The sequence below is a fragment of the uncultured Methanobrevibacter sp. genome (assembly GCF_937881195.1).
Lineage (GTDB): Archaea > Methanobacteriota > Methanobacteria > Methanobacteriales > Methanobacteriaceae > Methanobinarius.
In genome coordinates, this window is record NZ_CALGFC010000023.1 from 62,551 (window position 1) to 82,157 (window position 19,607).

The 19,607-nt window shown below is 26.1% G+C and carries 15 protein-coding genes and 1 pseudogene; 6 read left to right on the forward strand and 10 right to left on the reverse strand.

Going from position 1 to position 19,607, the window contains the following annotated elements; genetic code table 11:
- Nucleotides 1–16 precede the first annotated feature (16 nt).
- The 3 genes from Q0087_RS02725 to Q0087_RS02735 all read right to left on the reverse strand — a co-directional run bounded on the left by Q0087_RS02725 (nt 17) and on the right by Q0087_RS02735 (nt 3,699).
- Complete coding sequence (locus Q0087_RS02725; protein WP_297898138.1) at nt 17–781, reverse strand: ABC transporter permease; 765 nt, start codon at nt 779–781, stop codon at nt 17–19.
- An 11-nt stretch (nt 782–792) separates the two neighbouring features.
- A complete protein-coding gene (locus Q0087_RS02730) occupies nt 793–1,740 on the reverse strand; it encodes an ATP-binding cassette domain-containing protein (protein ID WP_297898139.1) in 948 nt (315 codons plus the stop codon).
- Between the two features lie 831 nt (nt 1,741–2,571).
- On the reverse strand, nt 2,572–3,699 hold the full coding sequence (locus Q0087_RS02735) for a hypothetical protein (protein WP_297898140.1): 1,128 nt from the start codon (nt 3,697–3,699) through the stop codon (nt 2,572–2,574).
- A gap of 744 nt (nt 3,700–4,443) precedes the next feature.
- Between Q0087_RS02735 and hypD the strand changes: the two genes are divergently transcribed.
- The 6 genes from hypD to Q0087_RS02765 all read left to right on the forward strand — a co-directional run bounded on the left by hypD (nt 4,444) and on the right by Q0087_RS02765 (nt 10,095).
- Nucleotides 4,444–5,490: a hydrogenase formation protein HypD gene (hypD, locus tag Q0087_RS02740; protein WP_297898157.1), complete on the forward strand. Its 1,047-nt coding sequence runs from the start codon at nt 4,444–4,446 to the stop codon at nt 5,488–5,490.
- A gap of 243 nt (nt 5,491–5,733) precedes the next feature.
- Nucleotides 5,734–6,465: a phosphoglycolate phosphatase gene (locus Q0087_RS02745; protein ID WP_297898141.1), complete on the forward strand. Its 732-nt coding sequence runs from the start codon at nt 5,734–5,736 to the stop codon at nt 6,463–6,465.
- 246 nt (nt 6,466–6,711) lie between these two features.
- Entirely contained in the window at nt 6,712–8,040 is a 1,329-nt protein-coding gene (locus tag Q0087_RS02750; protein ID WP_297898142.1) for a TldD/PmbA family protein, read from the forward strand.
- Between the two features lie 49 nt (nt 8,041–8,089).
- A complete protein-coding gene (gene pscS / locus Q0087_RS02755; RefSeq protein ID WP_297898143.1) occupies nt 8,090–9,235 on the forward strand; it encodes an O-phospho-L-seryl-tRNA:Cys-tRNA synthase in 1,146 nt (381 codons plus the stop codon).
- Nucleotides 9,236–9,294: 59 nt separating this feature from the next.
- A complete protein-coding gene (locus Q0087_RS02760; RefSeq protein WP_297898144.1) occupies nt 9,295–9,585 on the forward strand; it encodes a hypothetical protein in 291 nt (96 codons plus the stop codon).
- 270 nt (nt 9,586–9,855) lie between these two features.
- A complete protein-coding gene (locus Q0087_RS02765) occupies nt 9,856–10,095 on the forward strand; it encodes a hypothetical protein (RefSeq protein ID WP_297898145.1) in 240 nt (79 codons plus the stop codon).
- A 722-nt stretch (nt 10,096–10,817) separates the two neighbouring features.
- Here the strand turns inward: Q0087_RS02765 and Q0087_RS02770 are convergent.
- The 7 genes and pseudogenes from Q0087_RS02770 to top6B form a co-directional block, all read right to left on the reverse strand.
- Nucleotides 10,818–11,942 carry an AAA family ATPase gene (locus Q0087_RS02770; RefSeq protein ID WP_297898146.1) on the reverse strand — a complete coding sequence of 375 codons (1,125 nt, stop codon included), beginning with the start codon at nt 11,940–11,942 and terminating at the stop codon, nt 10,818–10,820.
- A gap of 655 nt (nt 11,943–12,597) precedes the next feature.
- The gene (locus Q0087_RS02775; RefSeq protein WP_297898147.1) at nt 12,598–12,816 is read right to left on the reverse strand and encodes a histone family protein; all 219 of its coding nucleotides are present in this window, start codon (nt 12,814–12,816) and stop codon (nt 12,598–12,600) included.
- A 263-nt stretch (nt 12,817–13,079) separates the two neighbouring features.
- The gene (locus Q0087_RS02780; protein ID WP_297898148.1) at nt 13,080–13,742 is read right to left on the reverse strand and encodes a peroxiredoxin; all 663 of its coding nucleotides are present in this window, start codon (nt 13,740–13,742) and stop codon (nt 13,080–13,082) included.
- Nucleotides 13,743–13,898: 156 nt separating this feature from the next.
- Nucleotides 13,899–14,736 (reverse strand): annotated as a pseudogene (locus Q0087_RS02785) (TIM barrel protein).
- An 89-nt stretch (nt 14,737–14,825) separates the two neighbouring features.
- On the reverse strand, nt 14,826–15,839 hold the full coding sequence (locus tag Q0087_RS02790; RefSeq protein ID WP_297898149.1) for a phosphorylating glyceraldehyde-3-phosphate dehydrogenase: 1,014 nt from the start codon (nt 15,837–15,839) through the stop codon (nt 14,826–14,828).
- A gap of 361 nt (nt 15,840–16,200) precedes the next feature.
- Nucleotides 16,201–17,283 carry a DNA topoisomerase IV subunit A gene (locus Q0087_RS02795; protein WP_297898150.1) on the reverse strand — a complete coding sequence of 361 codons (1,083 nt, stop codon included), beginning with the start codon at nt 17,281–17,283 and terminating at the stop codon, nt 16,201–16,203.
- A 27-nt stretch (nt 17,284–17,310) separates the two neighbouring features.
- Complete coding sequence (gene top6B / locus Q0087_RS02800; protein ID WP_297898151.1) at nt 17,311–19,020, reverse strand: DNA topoisomerase VI subunit B; 1,710 nt, start codon at nt 19,018–19,020, stop codon at nt 17,311–17,313.
- Between the last annotated feature and the right edge of the window lie 587 nt (nt 19,021–19,607).

The window sequence follows — 19,607 nt, forward strand, 5'->3', positions numbered from 1 at the left end:
TATAAGGTTCAATTAATTACATTAAATTTTGCTCTTTTTTTGTAAAAACTATTGCAGATAACAATATCATCAAGAGTGCGAAAAATGAAATTATTATTAAGCTTATTTCTACTGGCAATGCAGATTTACCAAGAATCACTCCCCTAAGAGCATCAACTCCATAAGTTAGAGGATCGAGATAAACAACAAAATTTAACCAATTAGGTAAATTTGTAACAGGGAAGAGTGCCCCACTTAAAAGAAAAATAGGCATAATGACAAAACTCATAACTAGATTAAAACCTTCCATACTATCCATGAAAGATGCTATAAGTAAACCAAGTCCTGAAAATCCAATAGATATTATTACACTAATTAAAGTAGCTTCAATAAATATTAAAGGAGTCATTTGAACTCCTACTACAAATGAAAGTAATAAAAGTAATATAGCTTGGATTATTGCTCCAGTACTTATTCCCAATGCTTTACCAAATATTATTGATGTTCTTGATAAAGGAGCAACCATAATTTCCTTTAAAAATCCATATTGTTTATCTATTATTATCCCTATTCCTGCCATTACACAAGTAAATAGAATTGTTTGAGAAATAATACCGGGATATATAAAAGCTTCATATCCGCCATTTGTTCCACCAAATTGGATTGCACTACCAAGACCAACACCGAATACAAGTAACCATAATAAAGGTGTGAAAATAGCCGTAATTATTCTGGATTTGTATCTAACATACCTTTTAGCTTCTCTTAACCAAATTGTATAAATTCCTTCAAATTCACTCATTTTAACACACCCTACTTTTTCACCCTATCACCAATCTTACGTCCAGTGTATTTAATAAACACTTCTTCAAGACTTGGATGTTTAAGTTCAATCGAATTAATTTTAATATTATTATTATCAGCTATTTTAACAACTTCTGGGATTAAATCCTCGCCTTTTTCAACTAAAAGCCTTATTTCATCTTCAGTTTTTATTATATCTTTAACAAAAGGTTGATTTTGCATGATATCACATAATTTTTTAGGTTCTTGTGAAAAAAGAGTGATTGTATCTGATTTTAATTCAGCTTTAAGTTCTTTAGGATTTCCAGATTTTATTATCTCTCCCTGATCAATAATTGACAAATCATCACAAAGATTATCTACTTCTTCAAGATAATGAGTAGTTAATAAAATAGTAATATCAATATTATTTTTAAGATTCTCAATATATTCCCAAATACTTTCTCTTGTTTGAATATCTAATCCCAGTGTAGGTTCATCTAAAAATAAAAGTTTTGGATGATGAATAAGTCCTCTCCCTATTTCAAGCCTTCTTTTCATACCTCCAGAGTAATTTTTAGTTTCTTCATCAGCTTTTTTACCAAGAGCTATTAAATCAAGAACTTCATCAATTCTATCCTCCCTAACATCTTTAGGAACCCCATAAAGTGCCGCGTGCATTTCAAGATGCTCCCTTCCAGTTAAAATATCATCAAGAGCCCTTGTCTGAAAAACAATACCAATAGATCTTCTAACATCATTAGCTTCTTTTATAATATCATAGCCATTTATCTTAGCTGTTCCACTAGTCGGAGAAAGTATTGTACATAACATTGATATTAAAGTACTTTTTCCCGCACCATTAGGCCCTAAAACTCCATAAACACTATTTCTTGGCACTTTAAGGTTTATAGAATTAACTGCCCTGAAATCACCAAAATCTTTTGTTATATTGTCAGTTTTAATAATATAACTCATAATAACTCCCCTACTCTTCTTCTTAATTCTTTAAACATTATTTATAATATACTAAATCTATATAATATACTAAATCTTATAATATACTAAATCTTATTGAAATATTATAAATTTTTATTTTTATATTTATAAAAAGTATTATTTAATTAATTAAAAAATAAAATCCCCTGAATTACATACTAATTATATAAAGGAAAACCATAAATTTGTAAATTATACCTAAATTTTATAAACAATGAATTAAAATTATAATAACCCACAATCTTTATAAATAATGTTTTAGATTTATGAATAGTGTTTTAATAATATTCTATCTATTTAATGTAGTCATTTGTCTTAACTATTTATTATAATTATAGGTGAAAATTAATAAAATTTAAGAATAATTAATAATATTTTATTAAAGATAATTATTAATGAAAACTTTGTTTAAAATAATTAATTATTAAAATGAAAAAATATTTTAAACAAAAATAAAATTATAAATTAAAATAATTTATAAATGAAATAAATTGTAAATTAGAAAATAATTAAATAATTTTGGTATTATTAGTAGTCTTCTCCCTAAAAGAAAATGCAAAAAAGATAGATAATATTCTAAACAGGTAGTTATAATATTTTATAGAGAAGACCAAAATAATACAAAATTTAAATTCAATGTTCATCTCATTTGGACTTAAAACTTTACTACCATGAATTTGTTATAACGAACATTCTCTATGGTAGTATGTATATTATATATATCAAACTATTATATAAATTTTTTTATTAAAAATTAAAAATTATTTTAAATTTATTTCAAAAACATTAGATATTAATGGGCATTTATTTTCATATTGATGTTGATTTTAGTATTTCTGATCCTCTAATCAATAGCAAATATGATCTTCCAAAATTATCAAAACTGAGACCTTGAAATTCCCTTTTTGTATTAAAAATACTCCATTCAAAATCAGAGATTTTAAGATTTCTTTTATATAATTTAATTAATGGTATTGCATAAATAGCACCATCAGAAAAAATATAAAACTTATTAAGCTTATGATTTATAGCTATTCCTTGTATGTATGTTCCAGGATTTTGAAATAATTTTAAAACGAGCTTAATTTCTAATTTTTCTTCTATGAAACTTCCCTTAAATATAAAACTGGAAGTTCCGTTATTATTTTTTATATTAAAATAAAAATTCCCCTTCTTATCAAAAGCTAAATTTTTTACTTTATTTAATAATTTATTTTTAAGTTTGACTCTAAATTCAAAGGTTTTTAATGGTTTAAAAGTCTGCATGTTTATTTTAACCATTTTAATTCTTGTAGAAGTGTGATTTGAATTTCCTTGGAGCAAATATAAGTGTTTATCTTTTGGATTGATACATAATGACTGTCCATGACCAACATTAATAATAGGGCCTATTTTTAAAGCTTTTAAAATCGATTTTTGTCTTTTAGAAAGTTTTTTTCCATTTTCTAATGAATTACCTAAAATTCTTAAATCTTTTAACCCTTTAGAAGAAGATAATTTAAGTTTATCTAATAATTTCGAGTCATATCTTATTATAAATCCTTTATTATTGCCATATCCACTAGAAGTTAAAACATAGATATATTTCCCACTTATAACAAATGATTGACAATTGTACCAATATTCTGTTTTTACATTTTTGCCCCCATTTTTCCATTTGATAGGAAGTAAATATTTAGTTACATAAGTATAGTTTTTATTTCCTTTTTTTGTTTTTATATTTGTTTTTTTATGGTTTTTTTTATAAGAATATGTTTTGGCAATTACAAAATTAGAAACATTTTTATTATCCAATTTAATTACACCTGTTGTATTCACAGTTATAGTACCCATATCAGAAGCACTAACTTCATTAATAATTGTAAAAATTAGAAAAATAAAAAAAATAAAAAATAATGGCAAAAAGAATGTTCTCTTTTTTATATTTTCATTAATCATTTTAATATCCCTAAATTTTAATATCCTTAAATTTTAATAAAATTAATAAAACAAATCAAAAATAATGTATATCCTTTGTTTAAGATTTTTAGAACCTTAAGATAGAAAATTTATTTAGAATATTAGTTATATATAATTTTATTAGCAAATATTGAGAATTTTACCAATATACTAAATTTCATTAATATAAATAATATAAATTATATCTAATAAATTAAAAAATATATTTAATAAATTAAAAAATTATATTTAATAAATTAAAAATATTATATTAATATATAATGAACATTCTCTATTATAAACTTTTCTAACAAGAATCTAATATAAACAATAAAATTAAAAATATGTAAAAATAAATCATGGGCAAAATTAGAATATAATAAAAGATAATAGAATAAATTAGTAAAAGTGGTAATACCTCAATTTAAATAAGATAATATAAATTAATATTTTAAATAAAATAATATAAATTAATTATAATATAATTTTATATAAATATTGAATTATATTAATGTTGAATTTTAGAAGTAATGTTTAATAAGGTAGTTCAATATATTATTAAAAAAATAGGATCTTACTTGAATTATTAAATATACTTCTTTTATAATATTTATTATAGGAAAAATAACTTTACTGAATATAATTTAAGATATTTTTATTTAATATATCCATTAATATTAGTTAATTAAGTTAGTTGTTTAATTATTTATTTTCATTTTTACAGGTGTTAATATGAGTAATGGGATGAAAGATATTTCTAAAGAATTAATTAAAAGAATAGAAAAATTAAAAACTCCGATTAAAATAATGCATGTTTGTGGTTCTCATGAACATACCATAATGGAAAATGGACTTAGAACCCTTATTCCAAAAGAAGTTGAAGTTGTTGCAGGTCCAGGATGCCCAGTTTGTTGTGTTCCTTCACGAGAAATCGATGAAAGTCTTGAACTTATTGATAAAGGAGTTACAATAGCTACATTTGGAGATATGTTAAGAGTCCCCGGATCCAATAGATCATTAGCCGATGCTAAAGCAGAAGGTGCAGATGTCCGTATAGTTTATGGAATAAACAATGCAGTAGAATTAGCTGAAAAAATAGATAATGAAGTTGTTTTTATTGCAGCAGGGTTTGAAACAACTGCTCCTACAACAGCTTCAGAAATATTAAATAATCCTCCAGAAAACTTTTCAATTCTCTCATCTCATAGGATGATACCTCCTGCTCTTGAATTTTTAATTGAATCTGGACAAACAAACTTAAATGCATTAATAGAGCCAGGACATGTTTGCACAATCATTGGAACAAAACCTTTTGAGAAATTTTCTTCAGATTATAATATTCCACAAGCAGTTGCTGGTTTCAACCCATTAGATATTTTAATGGCAATTTATATGATCCTTAGGCAAGTGAAAAAAGGTGAAGCTAAAATAGATAATGAATACAACCGTGCAGTACGTGAAGAAGGGAATCTACTTGCTCAAAAAGCTATTGAACAAGTATTTGATATTACAAGTCGTGAATGGAGAGGTTTTCCAAAAATTCCTGACTCTGTAATGGAAATTAAAAAAGAGTTTTCAGAATACAATGCAAGGGAAAAATTTGATATTGAAGTTAAAGAAGTTAAAGAAGCACCTAAAGGTTGTATTTGTGGGCCTATATTAAGAGGGGTCGCAAGACCAGAAGATTGCAGTTTATTTAGAACTAAATGTAATCCTATGAATCCAATTGGTGCATGTATGGTTAGTAAAGAAGGAACATGTAATATTGCTCACAGATATGGTACTTTATGATTTACATATTTAAACAAAATGAAATTAGATATAACTAAGCTAAATATTATTAAAATAAATAAAATTAAAATAAATATAGCTAAGATAAATATAGCTAAGATAAATATAATTAACTTAAATAAATTAACTTAATACCAATTAAATAGAACATAATAGTTTAAATTTAATTAAATCAGACAAAACACGATGAATTCAATTATATCAATTTCATTCATTAAAAAAAAGTAATTAGTTGATGTTTTTATGCAGAAAAGAAAAATAAAAGCAATTGCCGTGGATGTTGATGGAACTATTACAGATGGCGATAGAAAAATTTGTATAAGTGCTATTGAAGCTATTAGATCTGCAGAAAATATTGGAATCCCAACTATTATTGTTACAGGAAACATATTCTTTTATGCATATGCAACTGCAAGACTAATTGGTGCTACTGGAGGCATAGTTGCTGAAAACGGTGGAGTAATCTCTGAGACAGATAATGAAGGAATTGAAAAAATAAAAGTTTTAGGAAATTTTGATAAAGTTGTGAAAGCTTTTGAATATCTCGATTTAGAAATTAAAAATAAATATGATAATTTTGAACTTAAAAAAGTAGATGATTCTAATAGCAGGTTGTCTGAAATCGCGATTTATAGAACTATTGATGAAAAAATTCTAAAAAACATATTAAAAAATTCTTCAGAAAAACTTGATGTTGAAATTTATGACACACAGTTTGCAATCCATATAACCGATAAAAATATTAACAAAGGCTCTTCTTTAGGCATTATATGTGAAAAAACAGGTTTTGATACTGATGAAATAATGGCCATAGGAGATAGTGAAAATGATATTGAATTTTTAAATGTTTGTGGATTTAAAGTTGCTGTTGGTAATGCAGATGATAATCTTAAAGAAAAAGCAGATTACATTTGTAAAAATAAATATGGTGATGGCGTTAAAGAAGCTATTGAAAAATTTATATTAAAAAATTAATTAATAGTAATCTAATAGCCACATTAATTAAATTTAATAGTATTAATTCAACTATAATGCTAATCCAATGCTATTAATATAATACTATTAAATAGAATATAATAAAATTAATTATAATTTAAGAATATTAATTTAAAAATATTAATTTAAAAATATTAAATAGAATGAGATAATATTATTTGAATGAGATAATATTGTTTTAAATATAACTATTATACTAATATAGATAAAAAAAAAGGGATTTTTATGTTATTTGAAATATCAGATAAAGCAGAAAAAGAAATATCAAAATATTCCGATGATTATGAGATTTATTTAGAACTAGAAAAGGTTTTACAATTAGATGCTCAGAAAAATAATCTTAGCTTTGCTAAAGAAGAAATAAATATGGGAATTGGAATAAGAGTAATATCTGAAGAAAAATTAGGATTTGCTTATAGTTCGGATGTAAGTAAAATCAAAGATGTTGCTGAAAAAGCTTATTTAAATTCAAAACTAAATGAACCTGATGAAAACTTTTGTTTTGCAGATAAAACAAAATTAAAAACTGTTAAAAACATTTATGATCCTGAATTTGAAAATTTAGATGTTGAAAAAGCAAGTAGCTTCCTAGAATCAACAATAGCTACATGTATTGAAGAGGGATGTGAACCAACTTCTGGTGGTTTTTCAGCTTCTCTTGAGAATAATTTGATTATTAATTCAAATGGTGTCTCAGCATTCAATGAATATACTGATTTTTCAGCATTTATAGCTATTAATGCTGAAAAAGATGGGCAAAAATCTACTGCATATGACAGCACTTCCTCTTGTATTTTTAAAATTGATGGGGAAAAATTAGCTAAGGAAACATGTCAAGTTGCAAAAGATTCTATTGGAGGAGTCAGCATTGAAACTAAAGATACAGAGGTAATTTTAGATTATCGAGGAGCGGTTGGACTTCTTAGCACTTTTGTAAACGCTTTCAATGCAGATAATGTTCAAAGAGGCAGATCAATTCTAAAAGATAAAATAAATACATCAATTATTAGTAAAAATATCTCAATATATGATGATGGAAGTCTTGAAAGTGGTTTAAATTCTTCTAAATCTGATGATGAAGGTGTAGGATCAGGAAAAACTTGTTTAGTTGAAGAAGGAGTTTTAAAGAGCTTTATTTATGATACATATACTGCTAAAAAACAAAATTCTGATGAAGAAAGTGAGGACAATATTAAAAGTACATCCAATGGATTTAGAGGTTCATATGCAGGTACACCCTCTGTTTCTCCTTCAAATATAATATTTGATTTTAAGGAAAAAGTCGATATTTCTGAAATTGAAAACGGTTTTATAGCTACTGATGTATTAGGAGCGCATACAGCCAATCCAATATCTGGAGATTTCTCAGTAGAGGCCAATAACGCCTTTTTAATAGAAAATGGAGAAATTTCAAAACCTGTGAAAAAGGCAATGATTTCTGGAAATATATTTCAAGCATTATCCGATTGTAAAGGAGTAAAAAGTGAAATAAAACAATATGGGCCATTTTTAATACCTAAAATTATGTTTAACAATTTAAGAGTGGTTGGATAATACTAAAAGTTAAACATGATTGATTTATTACTAAATAAAAGGTGGAATAATGGAATTTAATGATTACAATGTTACAAGAGATTTAGAAAGAAAAAATCTTAATTTAAATCCTCTTCAAAGAGGAGGAGTTCTCCCAAGGGAATCTAGAGAGGCATTGCATGATTTTGGAGATGGTTATAGTGTATGTGATTATTGCTCAGGAAGATTAGATGAAATAGCTAAACCTTCTATTTGTGGTTTTTTAGAAGATTTATCTAAATTTTTAAATGTGGATCATGTTAGAACAACACATGGAGCACGTGAAAGTAAATTTACAGTAATGCATAGCATTTGTCAACCAGGAGATGTTATTGTAGTTGATGGTAATGCACATTATACAACACATTTAGCTGCTGAAAGAGCAGGGCTTGAAATTATTGAAGTTCCTAATTCAGGATACCCAGAATTTAGAATCGACATGGATATTTACGAAACAACTTTAAAAAATGCTATTGATGAATATGGGGAGATAAAATTAGCAGTACTCACACATGTTGATGGAGATTATGGTAATCTAACAGATGCCAATACTTTTGGGAATTTCTGTAATAAGTTAGGTGTTCCTTCTCTTTTAAATTGTGCATACTCTATGGGCAGATTGCCCATAGATGCAAAAAGTTGGAATATAGATTTTGTTGTTGGTAGTGGACATAAAAGTATGGCTGCTTCTGGCCCTATTGGCGTTCTTGGGATGAAAGATGAATGGGCAGACATATTGCTCAAACGTTCTCCAAGGCATATTAAAAAAGAGGTTGAAATGTTAGGTTGTACAAGTAGAGGTGCTCCAATAGCTACATTGATGGCCTCTTTTCCACATGTAGTAAATCGTGTTAAGAACTGGAATGAAGAAGTGAAATTGTCAAGATTATTTGTATCCAAATTAGAAAAAATTGAGGGAATTTTCCAAATTGGAATAAAACCAACAGAACACGATCTTGTAAGATTTGATACGCCCATTTTAAATGAAATATCAAAATTTCATCCTAGAAAAGGATTTTTCCTTTATGAAGAGTTAAAATCACGAAATATAGCAGGAATAAAAAGAGGGCAGACAGAATGGTTTAAATGTAGTACTTATGGTATGAGTAAAGAACAACGCGATTATATTGCAGATGCCTTTTTAGAAATTGTTGAAAAAAATGGACAGTTGAAGTAAGAAAATAATAAAATTAGTATCAATATAAAAAAAATACAATAGTTAAAAAGAGAGATATTATGTTAAGTGAAGAAGATAAACAAGAAATTGGAGTAATAACTAGAAAAAATATTAGATTAGGAATGTTTTTCAATGATTTAAGAATGGAATTAATGTCTCTTTTGACTAATCCTATTGATGATAAAGAAAAATATTATAGTTGGAGCATATTAGCCCATGATTATTTTGTTGATATTGGAAGTACCAATATGATGGAAGATCTTGTAGAAATACTCGATTCAAAATGTAATAATCAAGATATTTGGAATACTTTAGAAGAAGAATTCAAAAATAAATATAATTTACAATAGCTAATAAATATAATTTACTTTACAATAGCTAATAAATATAATTTACTTTACAATAGCTAATAAATTATATTATAATTATCTTATTTTTTAATAATATAATTCATTTATAATTATATATTTTAATTTTATTTAATAATTTTTTTTACAATAAATTTATACTTTTTATTTTTTATTTTTATACTGCTTAGTTTATTTATATAAAAATCTATTTGTACTATAAAATACATATATAATAGTATATTTATTATATAAATAACTTGAGGCATGAAGATGTTTTTAAAAAGAATTGAAGTAGTATATCAAAACAGTGCAAGGCATTTTATTGTTGGAACCCCTATGGAAACAATTGTTAGTGATGTTAGAATAAAGCCTGATCCTGATAAAATTGTTAAAACCATTGAACTTACTGATCAACTATTAAAAATTGAGTATGGAGATAAAGAAGTTACATGGTTACCTATAAATAAAGCTATTGAGCTAAATTTTAAAGAAGAATTAGAAAGTGAATAAAAAATCTTAATTATATATTTTTTATTTCGCTAATTTTTATTTAATATCTCTTATTTAATATCTCTTATTTTATATATCTCATTTTAATATTTTTTTTATTTTAATATTTTTTTAAAATTTAATTATTATTTCTTATCTTTAAATTTTATCCAAATTATAATTTTTTTAATTTATTTTGATAATTTTATTATTTAATATTATAATTTTATAATAAAATTAATTAATTTAGAAAAAATATAAATAAAATTTTATAAAAAAACTAAAATTAAAATTAATATGGTGATTTTAAGAAGGGATACTAAAAAAGAATCAAAAAATTGATTTATTAATTTTATCCCTTCTTTGGTCATTTTATTATAATTAAGAGGTTGTCCGGTTGAATTGGATTCATGATAAATCGCAAAAAACGTTTGAGTGTTCATTATAATAAATGACCAAATATTAATTTATGGTAGATACTATATAAAATTTGTTAAAAAAAAATGAAAAAATGTTAAACAAAAATAAGAAACTAACTAATTATTTCTTAGCTACTGTTTAATATAATACATTAAATTATAATTATAATTATAATTAATAAAAATAATTATAATGAATAAAAAATAATAAAAATAAATTAAAAATAATATAAATAAATTAAGAATAAAACATACAAATAGATTAAAAAATAAAAAGGAAAATATATTAAAAATAAAACAAACAAATAAATTTTATAAACCTATTTATGCAAACATATGTTTATTGCTTTCATTTTTAGATTTATAACTATTTAATCCATCTTCAAAATGTTTTAATTCAATTTTTTCTTTGTCTTCATACAAAGCTCTGTGAAGTGCAGATTTTAACAATTTTTCTTTTATATCTCTTCCAGACATCCCTTTAGCCATTTCAGCAAGTTTTTTAGAAGAAACTTCAACTTCAAATGGCATAGTACTAATAAATTTTTCAATCATTATTACTCTTTCTTCAAAAGAAGGCATAACAAATTCAAATTCATCTTCAAAACGGCTTCTTATAGCGTAATCAAGTTGTTCTGGATTATTAGTCGCAGCGATAGTAACAACTCCCTCATGGTCATTAATTCCATCCATTTCAGTTAAAAGAGCATTTACAATTTCAGAAACATCTCCGCGTATTGATTGAAATTTCCTATGTAAAGCAATAGCATCGATTTCATCAATGAAAATTACTGAAGGTGATGTTTTATTAGCCATTTCAAAAAGATCATGAATCTGACGTGCACCATCACCAACATGATCACCAATTAATGATGTTGCTTTTATCAAATACAATGGAACATTTAGTTCATTGGCTAATGATTTAGCTAACATGGTTTTACCAGTACCAGGAATACCATAAAATAAAATATTTTTAGGGGCCCATTCACCAAAATTTTCAGGGTTTTCTAAATATTTCATTACAATTTTACATTTATTCTTTGCTTTTTCTTGACCTATTATATCATTTAAAGTTATATCAGTTGAAATAGATTTGATATCATTAACAATATTTTCTTCAGTTTTCAATATAATAGAAGTGTTTTCTCCAATAATCGAAGCATCTGGAAAAGCTTCCAATACTTTAAATCCATAATCAGGAAGTATTTTTTGGTCAAATAAATAAGATCCCTTTTTTACATCACAGCCTAACCATTGTTCTTTAGAGTAATGTTCAAATAATTTTTTATCTGAAATTTCTAAGTTATGAGCTTCCATAAGAGGGAAGTTGAAAGGATATCCTACACTCTGAATTATAACCTTTTTAGCTTCTTTTTTTGATTCAGATTTAATATTTTTTGATTTATTACATGTTATCTGTGATTCATGTTTTTTATTATTAGATTTCAAGTGTTCACCTATTAAATAAAAATAATATCATACTATATAATTAGTATAACCTATAATCAATATACTTCATAATTAACATACTTTATAAATATATTTCTAATAATATTACATTTGAAATTACAAGTATAAGAACTTAATTATTAAATTTTTTTAGGTGATTGTAATTTTATATTTATAATTGAATAAAAGATAATAAATTTATCTTATATATAAATCTGATATTTATATAAATCTAAAAAACATATAACAGAAAATTGATTATATTAATTATCAATATATTTAAAATAGTTCTTAAAAGTTAATATATCTAAAATTAATGAAATAAAATCTAAAATTAATAAGATTAAAGTTTTAAATAAAGATAGAAATAACTATCAATCAAATAAAAATAAGAATAAAAACAATAAGCATTAAATAGGAATAATAAGCATTTAATACATAGCTATGAGGAATATTATACAAATGATGAATATTATATCCATATATGAATATTATACCAATTAGAAATATTATATCTACAGATGAATATTATAATTATATATTCATTTAAAAATTGTTAAAAAATAGTATATTTTATATTAATCTAATATATTTTAAAAAATAAATAAAAGAAAGGTTAAATACAAAGTATTTAACTCATCCTAAGTTATAAAATTTAGCACTTGCAAGAGCTGACAGCTAATTTTACATCTTCAGCTTTAACAGTCTTACGACCAGCATGTTTTGCATAGGAAACAGCTTTTTGAGCAACAGTGGTTGCACATTCTTCTAAAGCTTCAGCTAATGCTTCTTTTGCATCTTCACTAATTCTGTCTGCGCCTGCATTTTTTACGATTCTTGCAACTGGTGCAATTGGTAATTCAGTTTTTTTCATAATTAATCACATCTCCACATTTATGTTTTTAATTTTTATAATAGACCTAAGCCTATTACAGTTTAATATTCTCTAATTTATAATATATAAATGTATCGCCGAAATAATGAAAAAACAAGCAAAAATTTGAATTGTTTTATGATTTAATTAGAAAAATTAATCTAAAAAATAAGTGCAAATAATATTATATTTCTGAAATTAAGAATAAGTAAAATAAAAAAAATAAATAATAAATAAATAATAGATAATTAAAAAATGGTTATTTACAACTTTTTATGGCAGAACCACCAATCATAACCACTAATTTCACCATTTTCTCTTTGTTTATTTCTTTTTTTTATTGCATCCATAGTTGGTATAGGAGGGATAATAACTTCATCAGACACAATTTCATTTTCAGGCCAATTAGCTGGCATAGCTACTTTATTTTTGTCACCAGTCTGTAAACCTTTAACGATTCTGAGAATTTCCTTTATATTCCTTCCCATTTCTTGAGGATAATGAAGTATTGTCCTAATTTTACCATTATTATCTACAACAAAGACTGATCTGACAGTAGTAGTTCCTTTTCCAGGATGAATTATTCCTAAAGAACTAGCTACCACACCAGTATCTGCAATTATTGGAAATTCTATCTCAACATCAAGGTTATCTTTTATCCATTCAACCCATTTTATATGTGAAAACACTTGATCAACACTAAGACCAATCAATTCACAGTTAAGCTTTTTAAATTCCCCATAGTTTTTCTGGAAAGATACAAATTCTGTAGTACAAACCGGTGTAAAGTCTGATGGGTGGCTAAATAAAATAAACCATTTTCCTTCAAATGCATCAGGCAGTTTCATCATACCATGAGTTGTTTGCACATTCAATTTTGGAAAATCATCCCCTAAAAGAGGAAGAGAATTTTCTTCTATATTCATTTTTATCACCTTTTTATTAAAATTTTTAAATAAAATTTTTATTATTGTTAATATATTTGAATATAATAACATATAAAATTTAGGTTGAGCTAAATATATGCTAATTAAGAAATATAATAAAAAATAATTATAAAAATATTATATTTAAAAATTTAATCAAATAATCAAATTTTCATAAAGCTCTTTCATTTTCAAAGCATCTTTATCAAGCAAAGGTGTTTCACATATTATTGTAGCTTTCCAATCATTTTCTATAAAAGATTCAAGTAGCCATTTTAACTCAGGACCATATTCTTCCTCTTCAAAGGTATGGTGTTTTCTTTCACCTGCACCAGTATATTCAATTCTTGTGAAATGACAGTGCAAACGGTCTATATCAAGACTTTCCTCTAATTTAGATAAAACACAATTATAATCTTCTTTTTTCTGAATATAACCTCTTCCACGGGCGTGAATATGTGCAAAATCAATAGTTGGTTCAAAGCAGTCAAAATTTGAACATAAATCTATTATTTCATCTATATTACCAAGTTGAGATCTTTTACCAGTAGTTTCAGGAGCAAAAGTGTAATCTTTTATTCCATTTTCCTCAAGTTTATCTATAAGAGTATTCACAGATTTTTTTTGCTATAGCTAATGCATCAGATGGTTTGTTTTTGGAATAATATCCTGGGTGAAATACAATTCTATAAGCCCCCATCCATTCTCCAACTTGAGCAGCTTTCATTAATGTCTCAATAGACATTTCCAATTTTTTTTCTTCAACAGCAGATAAATTAATATAATAAGGAGCATGAATTGATACAAGAATATCTTCCTTAATTGAATCTTCTTTTAATATTTTAGCCGATTTTTCACCAATTCTAAGTCCTCTTCCTGCTTGATATTCATAGGCCATTAAACCTTCATTAGCTATATATTCCGATGCTTTATAAGCAGCCCCTTTATAATCAATTGGTCTTCCAGCAGGTCCAAAAATAACTTTAGGTTTCATATTACCCTTTACAAAATTTATAATAAAAAATAAAAAAATAAAATAATTACAAAATAATAAATAAAAAAAATTATATAAGAAATAGAAATTTATAAAATTCCCATAGCTTTATTAGTTTTCTCTATAGATTTTTCATTATCAGACTCTAATTCTAACATAGCCCTTATTGCATCCACATTTTCAGGAACAACATCAGATTCTTGATGTACAGCTTGCATATAGAAAAGTTCACCATCCACAATATTAAGAGATTCTTTCCATATTGGAATTTCAAATAAATCATTCCTACTTCTTCCAAGTTCCTTAGCATATTCCATAAATTCGGCTGTTGATCCTAAACCTTCATTTGCATTTAATAAAAGAACCCTAGACCTATTTTCAAGAACATCAATAACATCATCTAACGATACATCATTTTCAAGCTCCACCATCAAATTATGCTGATGCATAAGAGTAGTTGGAACAAGAAGTGCAACAGTGGTGATATCTACACCATACATAACAGTTTTTAAATCAGGTCCATGATGAGAAGGAACTGTTGGAGGATTAGGTACAATTGCATTTATAGGGCCTTTATTTACCTGAGAAGGATCCCCTCCACGCCTTACCATAACTGCTCTAATTTTTTTTACTCCACAAAGTTCATCAATAGGTTTTAAACTACGTGTAAGTCCAGTAGTATTACATGAAACTACCCTAGAATATTCTGCACCATAAGAGTCATCATAATTTGAAAATGAGTTAAAAGATAGGCCAGTGAGCTCATGATCTTCTCCACCTTGATAAGTAGCTTTTACGCCAATTTTTTTATATTTTTCAAGATTTTGTGGTCCTACATTTCCCGGTGTACAATCAACTACAATATCTGTATCAGATATCATCTCATCAACAGTACCAGCTATTTCAATTCCTGCTTGATTAAAAAGTTTTTCTCTTTCAGGAATAGCTATATACAAATCATAACCCTTTTCAACGGCCATTCTAGCTTCAAAATCAGGTTTGGTCTTACTGACACCTACAACTTTCATGTCATTTTGAGCTGAAACAGCATCAGCTACTCTTTTTCCTATTGTCCCATATCCATTAATAGCTACTGATTTCATCTTAAATAATCTCCAAAAAATTATGTATAATCTAGTAAAATATATTAAATTAATTTTATTTATTTTTTATCATGTGTATATTAAACTTTTATCAGATTAGTATAATAAGTCTATCTATATTTTATCTGATAGATTAAAAATATAGAAAAATTAATATTAGAATTAAATTTAAGGTTATGAATCAAATAATGAAAATAAATAATTAAATTAATTAAAGTAAAAGGCTATGATAAAATAAGAAAAATAAAATAAAAATCAATAAAAATAGATTAATAAAAAAAATAAAGAAAAATAAAAATAAAAATAAAGAAGAATAAAATAAAAATTATGAGAAATAGATTAATAAAAGAGAAGTTATTTATTAACTTAATAACTCCAATTTTTCTGGGAAATATGTATCTACAACATATTCAAGCCCATATTTAGAAAAAGATTGTTGTTCTGCCTTTTTACCAATTTTAAGCATTTTTTTAATTTCAGTTTGCCAAGTTGGATCCCTATATCTTGGGTCATTAGCTAATTCCTTTAACCTTAAAACATCAATATCCTTTAATGGGTCGGTTGGAAGTTCATAATTAACAATATCAGATGCAGTAACCCCTAAAAATTTAGCATTTGGAGTAGCTAAATCATGATTAACATGCGCAAGTTTGGCACTTCCAGATATGATAACCATAGCGATATGGAAACCCCAAGGGTCACCATCATTACATATATAAACAGGTAGATCAAGTTCCTCATTTACTCTTTTCAAAAATCGCCTTGTAGCTCTTGCAGCTTGTCCTTTAAGCCCAACAATCAATGTATTAAATTTTTTATAAGCTTCTTCTTGAACCATCCTATGAAACATCCCCATAGTTTCAACAGCTATCACTCTTTCAACATCATGGTCAAGGAAGTCTACTTCATCGATAGTAGGAGAAATTGTATATCCAGATTTTCCTGATTTTAGAGCATTAATTTCAATATCTCCTTCTTGGAAAACGATATTTCCATAGACCGAAGCCCCATCTTCTTCTGGCATTAAACCTAAGTCTTCACGACTCATTCCTAAGGTTACTTCAATATCTTCTCCAACAATGTTAGATTCCTGCTGGTTATCAAATCCAATTCCCCAACCTTCACTAACATAATACATCTCCCTTAAAGTAGCTGTTTTTTCTCTTTGAACTAAATCTTTACAAAAATTAGCTACTTGAACCATTTGCCCTATTTTTTTAATTTGTTTCACATTGCCAAGGGATCTTTTACCATATCTATCCCCTAAAACAAAATAACGCTTAGCATCATCATATACAATATTAGATGTGCCACGAGATGGAACCTTTAAAGAAGGAATGTCTTTTTTAACAACATCCTCAATTATCTCCTCACCTAACCCCTTAAGTTTATTATAAGAAAGTTCCTTTCTTGATAAATTTTTATTATCTTTTGATTCAGACAATTAACTCATCCTCCAATTATTCCATAATTATAATGTTTGTTGTGATTTATCTATCTTTTGCGACCTATCTATTTTTTTTGATTTAGCTACTTTTTTTGATTTATCACTATCATTTTCAATAGCATTATCAATATTAGATGCAAATTCTTCTTCAACTTCTTCTTCAGCTTTGTCTGGATTTTCACCCAGTAATTCTGCAAGAGATCTTCTGGTTACTTTAGCTAAAACTTCTTGAAACTCTGGAACCTCAGTTTCTGCAAGCTTAGCAGATTCTTTAATTATAATAGGAACATAATCTTCAAATATTTTAGACCTCATTGCTTCTTCTTTAGCTGCTTTTTTAGCTCTTAAATATTTTTGAAGTTTTCTAGCTATTTTCATTGTAGCTTGTCTTACTTCATGAAGAATTTCAGGCTCTGGAGCAATACTTTGTTTACCAGTTGATAAATAAGGAACCTGAGTAGAAATCATGTTAACAAATATTGTAATAGGGGTGTTTTCCAAATCCCTTAAACCATATCTTTTCCAATCAATACTTTTTAAAGACTCAGTAATTGCACAGCTACCCTGATCAAAAGATAAAGGAACCCTATTTGCAAATCTCATGATTTCAGATTTTCTTTGATCATTTACAAGCCTTCCAGAATTTCCACCATAAGCAATTCCTGCCTCAATAATGAAAGCTACTCCTCCCCTATAAGTAACTGGCTTTCTTGTAGTTGCAGCGATAAATTCAGGTTTTAAAATCTCTTTCATACCATCTTCAATTTGTTCATTTCCAATAGGAATAAGACCTGATGTTGGAGGTGCCATAAAATCCATTTTAGAGAATGCATCAACAATAGATTCTGCTTCTTCCCATTTCATGTTTTTTGGTCTTTTATTTAAATTTATACCTGTCAATTCTTCAATTTCAGCTATTCTTTTATTTGACATTCTTGAAAGAGAACTTGTAAGAAGACTTCTGAATCTTCTTTTATCAGTATGTTTAGCCATGAATATTAAATCATCTGCAGTTATCCCCATTGGATGAGGCAAAACCTCTTTAGGAAGTATTGGAACCATATCTGCAGCTCTGTTAAAAATATAGTTATGGCCAGTTGGGTCACGAAAAGTGATTTTTGCATGAGGATTACCAATCATTGTTCTTCTAATATACTCAAATGCTCCTTGCTCAGCTAAAGAGTAAGAAACATCCTTAAATTCGAGCTCTATACACACCCCAGTATGTTTTGGTTCATAATCCTTACGTTTTAAAAGCATTCCCCTATTCTTTTTAACATCCATTTTAAATTCTAAATCTGCTCCCTTAAGTTCACCATCAACCTTCCATGCAGATTTTACTCTTGCAGGCTCACCAGTAGTCATTTGAGATAATAAAACACAACCACTACATCCTAAACCTTGTTGACCTCTTGATTGAATGTTTCTAAATTTAGAACCTGCAAACATAGTACAATAAACTTTCATTATATACTCTTCAGGTATTCCTGGTCCATTATCAGAATGTCTGAGAATATAATGATCCCTATCTACTTTTTTAAGATCAATTTTAATCTCAGGAAGAATACCTGCTTCTTCTGCTGCGTCAAAACTATTTGTTATAAGTTCGTGAAATACAATTGTTAAAGACCTAATTTTCCCAGTGAACCCTAACATCTGCTTATTTTTTCTAAAGAACTCTGAAGGTGTCAATTCTTGAAAATTATCAAAGAGTTCTGATGCTTGTTGTGACAAATTAAACCTCCCATATAAAAATTTTTAAATTTAATTTTATATTAAATAATATCATTTAAAAATAATATTATTTAACCTACAATATATCCTAATTAAATTATATTAATAAAATATTTTAATAAGAATCCTAATAAGATATTCTAATTAACCATTATAATAAATATATACTAATAAAAATTATAAACAATTAATTCATTATATAACTGCTTAATATTGGAAATCCATAGTATATTTACTTATATACCTATTATGTCCAATACACCAATATAATATTTTTGTGCTATATGCACATATTTCTATAGAAAAAGATGAATTAAAGCATATGAATGTAATTTTATTAATATTTAATTTATTGAACTTTAATATATGTTTTAAATCCATGATAAAAAAATTTAGATTTATATGAGAATAAAATAAGAATAACACGAAATAAAGATAAATAAATATAAAAGATGAATAAATAATATTTGACTAACAATATAACCAAATTAATATTTAATAATTAACAATCAGATTAACATTTGATAATGAACAATCAAATAATATTTGATAATGAACAATCAAATTAACATTTGATAATAAGCAAT

What these genes read in the sequence shown, in the direction of transcription:
- Q0087_RS02725 (WP_297898138.1), bottom strand. Translation starts at nt 781, where the DNA reads ATGAGTGAATTTGAAGGAATTTATACAATTTGGTTAAGAGAAGCTAAA.
- Q0087_RS02760 (WP_297898144.1), top strand. Translation starts at nt 9,295, where the DNA reads ATGTTAAGTGAAGAAGATAAACAAGAAATTGGAGTAATAACTAGAAAA.
- Q0087_RS02730 (WP_297898139.1), bottom strand. Translation starts at nt 1,740, where the DNA reads ATGAGTTATATTATTAAAACTGACAATATAACAAAAGATTTTGGTGAT.
- Q0087_RS02780 (WP_297898148.1), bottom strand. Translation starts at nt 13,742, where the DNA reads ATGAATATAGAAGAAAATTCTCTTCCTCTTTTAGGGGATGATTTTCCA.
- Q0087_RS02735 (WP_297898140.1), bottom strand. Translation starts at nt 3,699, where the DNA reads ATGATTAATGAAAATATAAAAAAGAGAACATTCTTTTTGCCATTATTT.
- Q0087_RS02775 (WP_297898147.1), bottom strand. Translation starts at nt 12,816, where the DNA reads ATGAAAAAAACTGAATTACCAATTGCACCAGTTGCAAGAATCGTAAAA.
- hypD (WP_297898157.1), top strand. Translation starts at nt 4,444, where the DNA reads ATGAAAGATATTTCTAAAGAATTAATTAAAAGAATAGAAAAATTAAAA.
- Q0087_RS02790 (WP_297898149.1), bottom strand. Translation starts at nt 15,839, where the DNA reads ATGAAATCAGTAGCTATTAATGGATATGGGACAATAGGAAAAAGAGTA.
- Q0087_RS02765 (WP_297898145.1), top strand. Translation starts at nt 9,856, where the DNA reads ATGTTTTTAAAAAGAATTGAAGTAGTATATCAAAACAGTGCAAGGCAT.
- Q0087_RS02745 (WP_297898141.1), top strand. Translation starts at nt 5,734, where the DNA reads ATGCAGAAAAGAAAAATAAAAGCAATTGCCGTGGATGTTGATGGAACT.
- Q0087_RS02750 (WP_297898142.1), top strand. Translation starts at nt 6,712, where the DNA reads ATGTTATTTGAAATATCAGATAAAGCAGAAAAAGAAATATCAAAATAT.
- pscS (WP_297898143.1), top strand. Translation starts at nt 8,090, where the DNA reads ATGGAATTTAATGATTACAATGTTACAAGAGATTTAGAAAGAAAAAAT.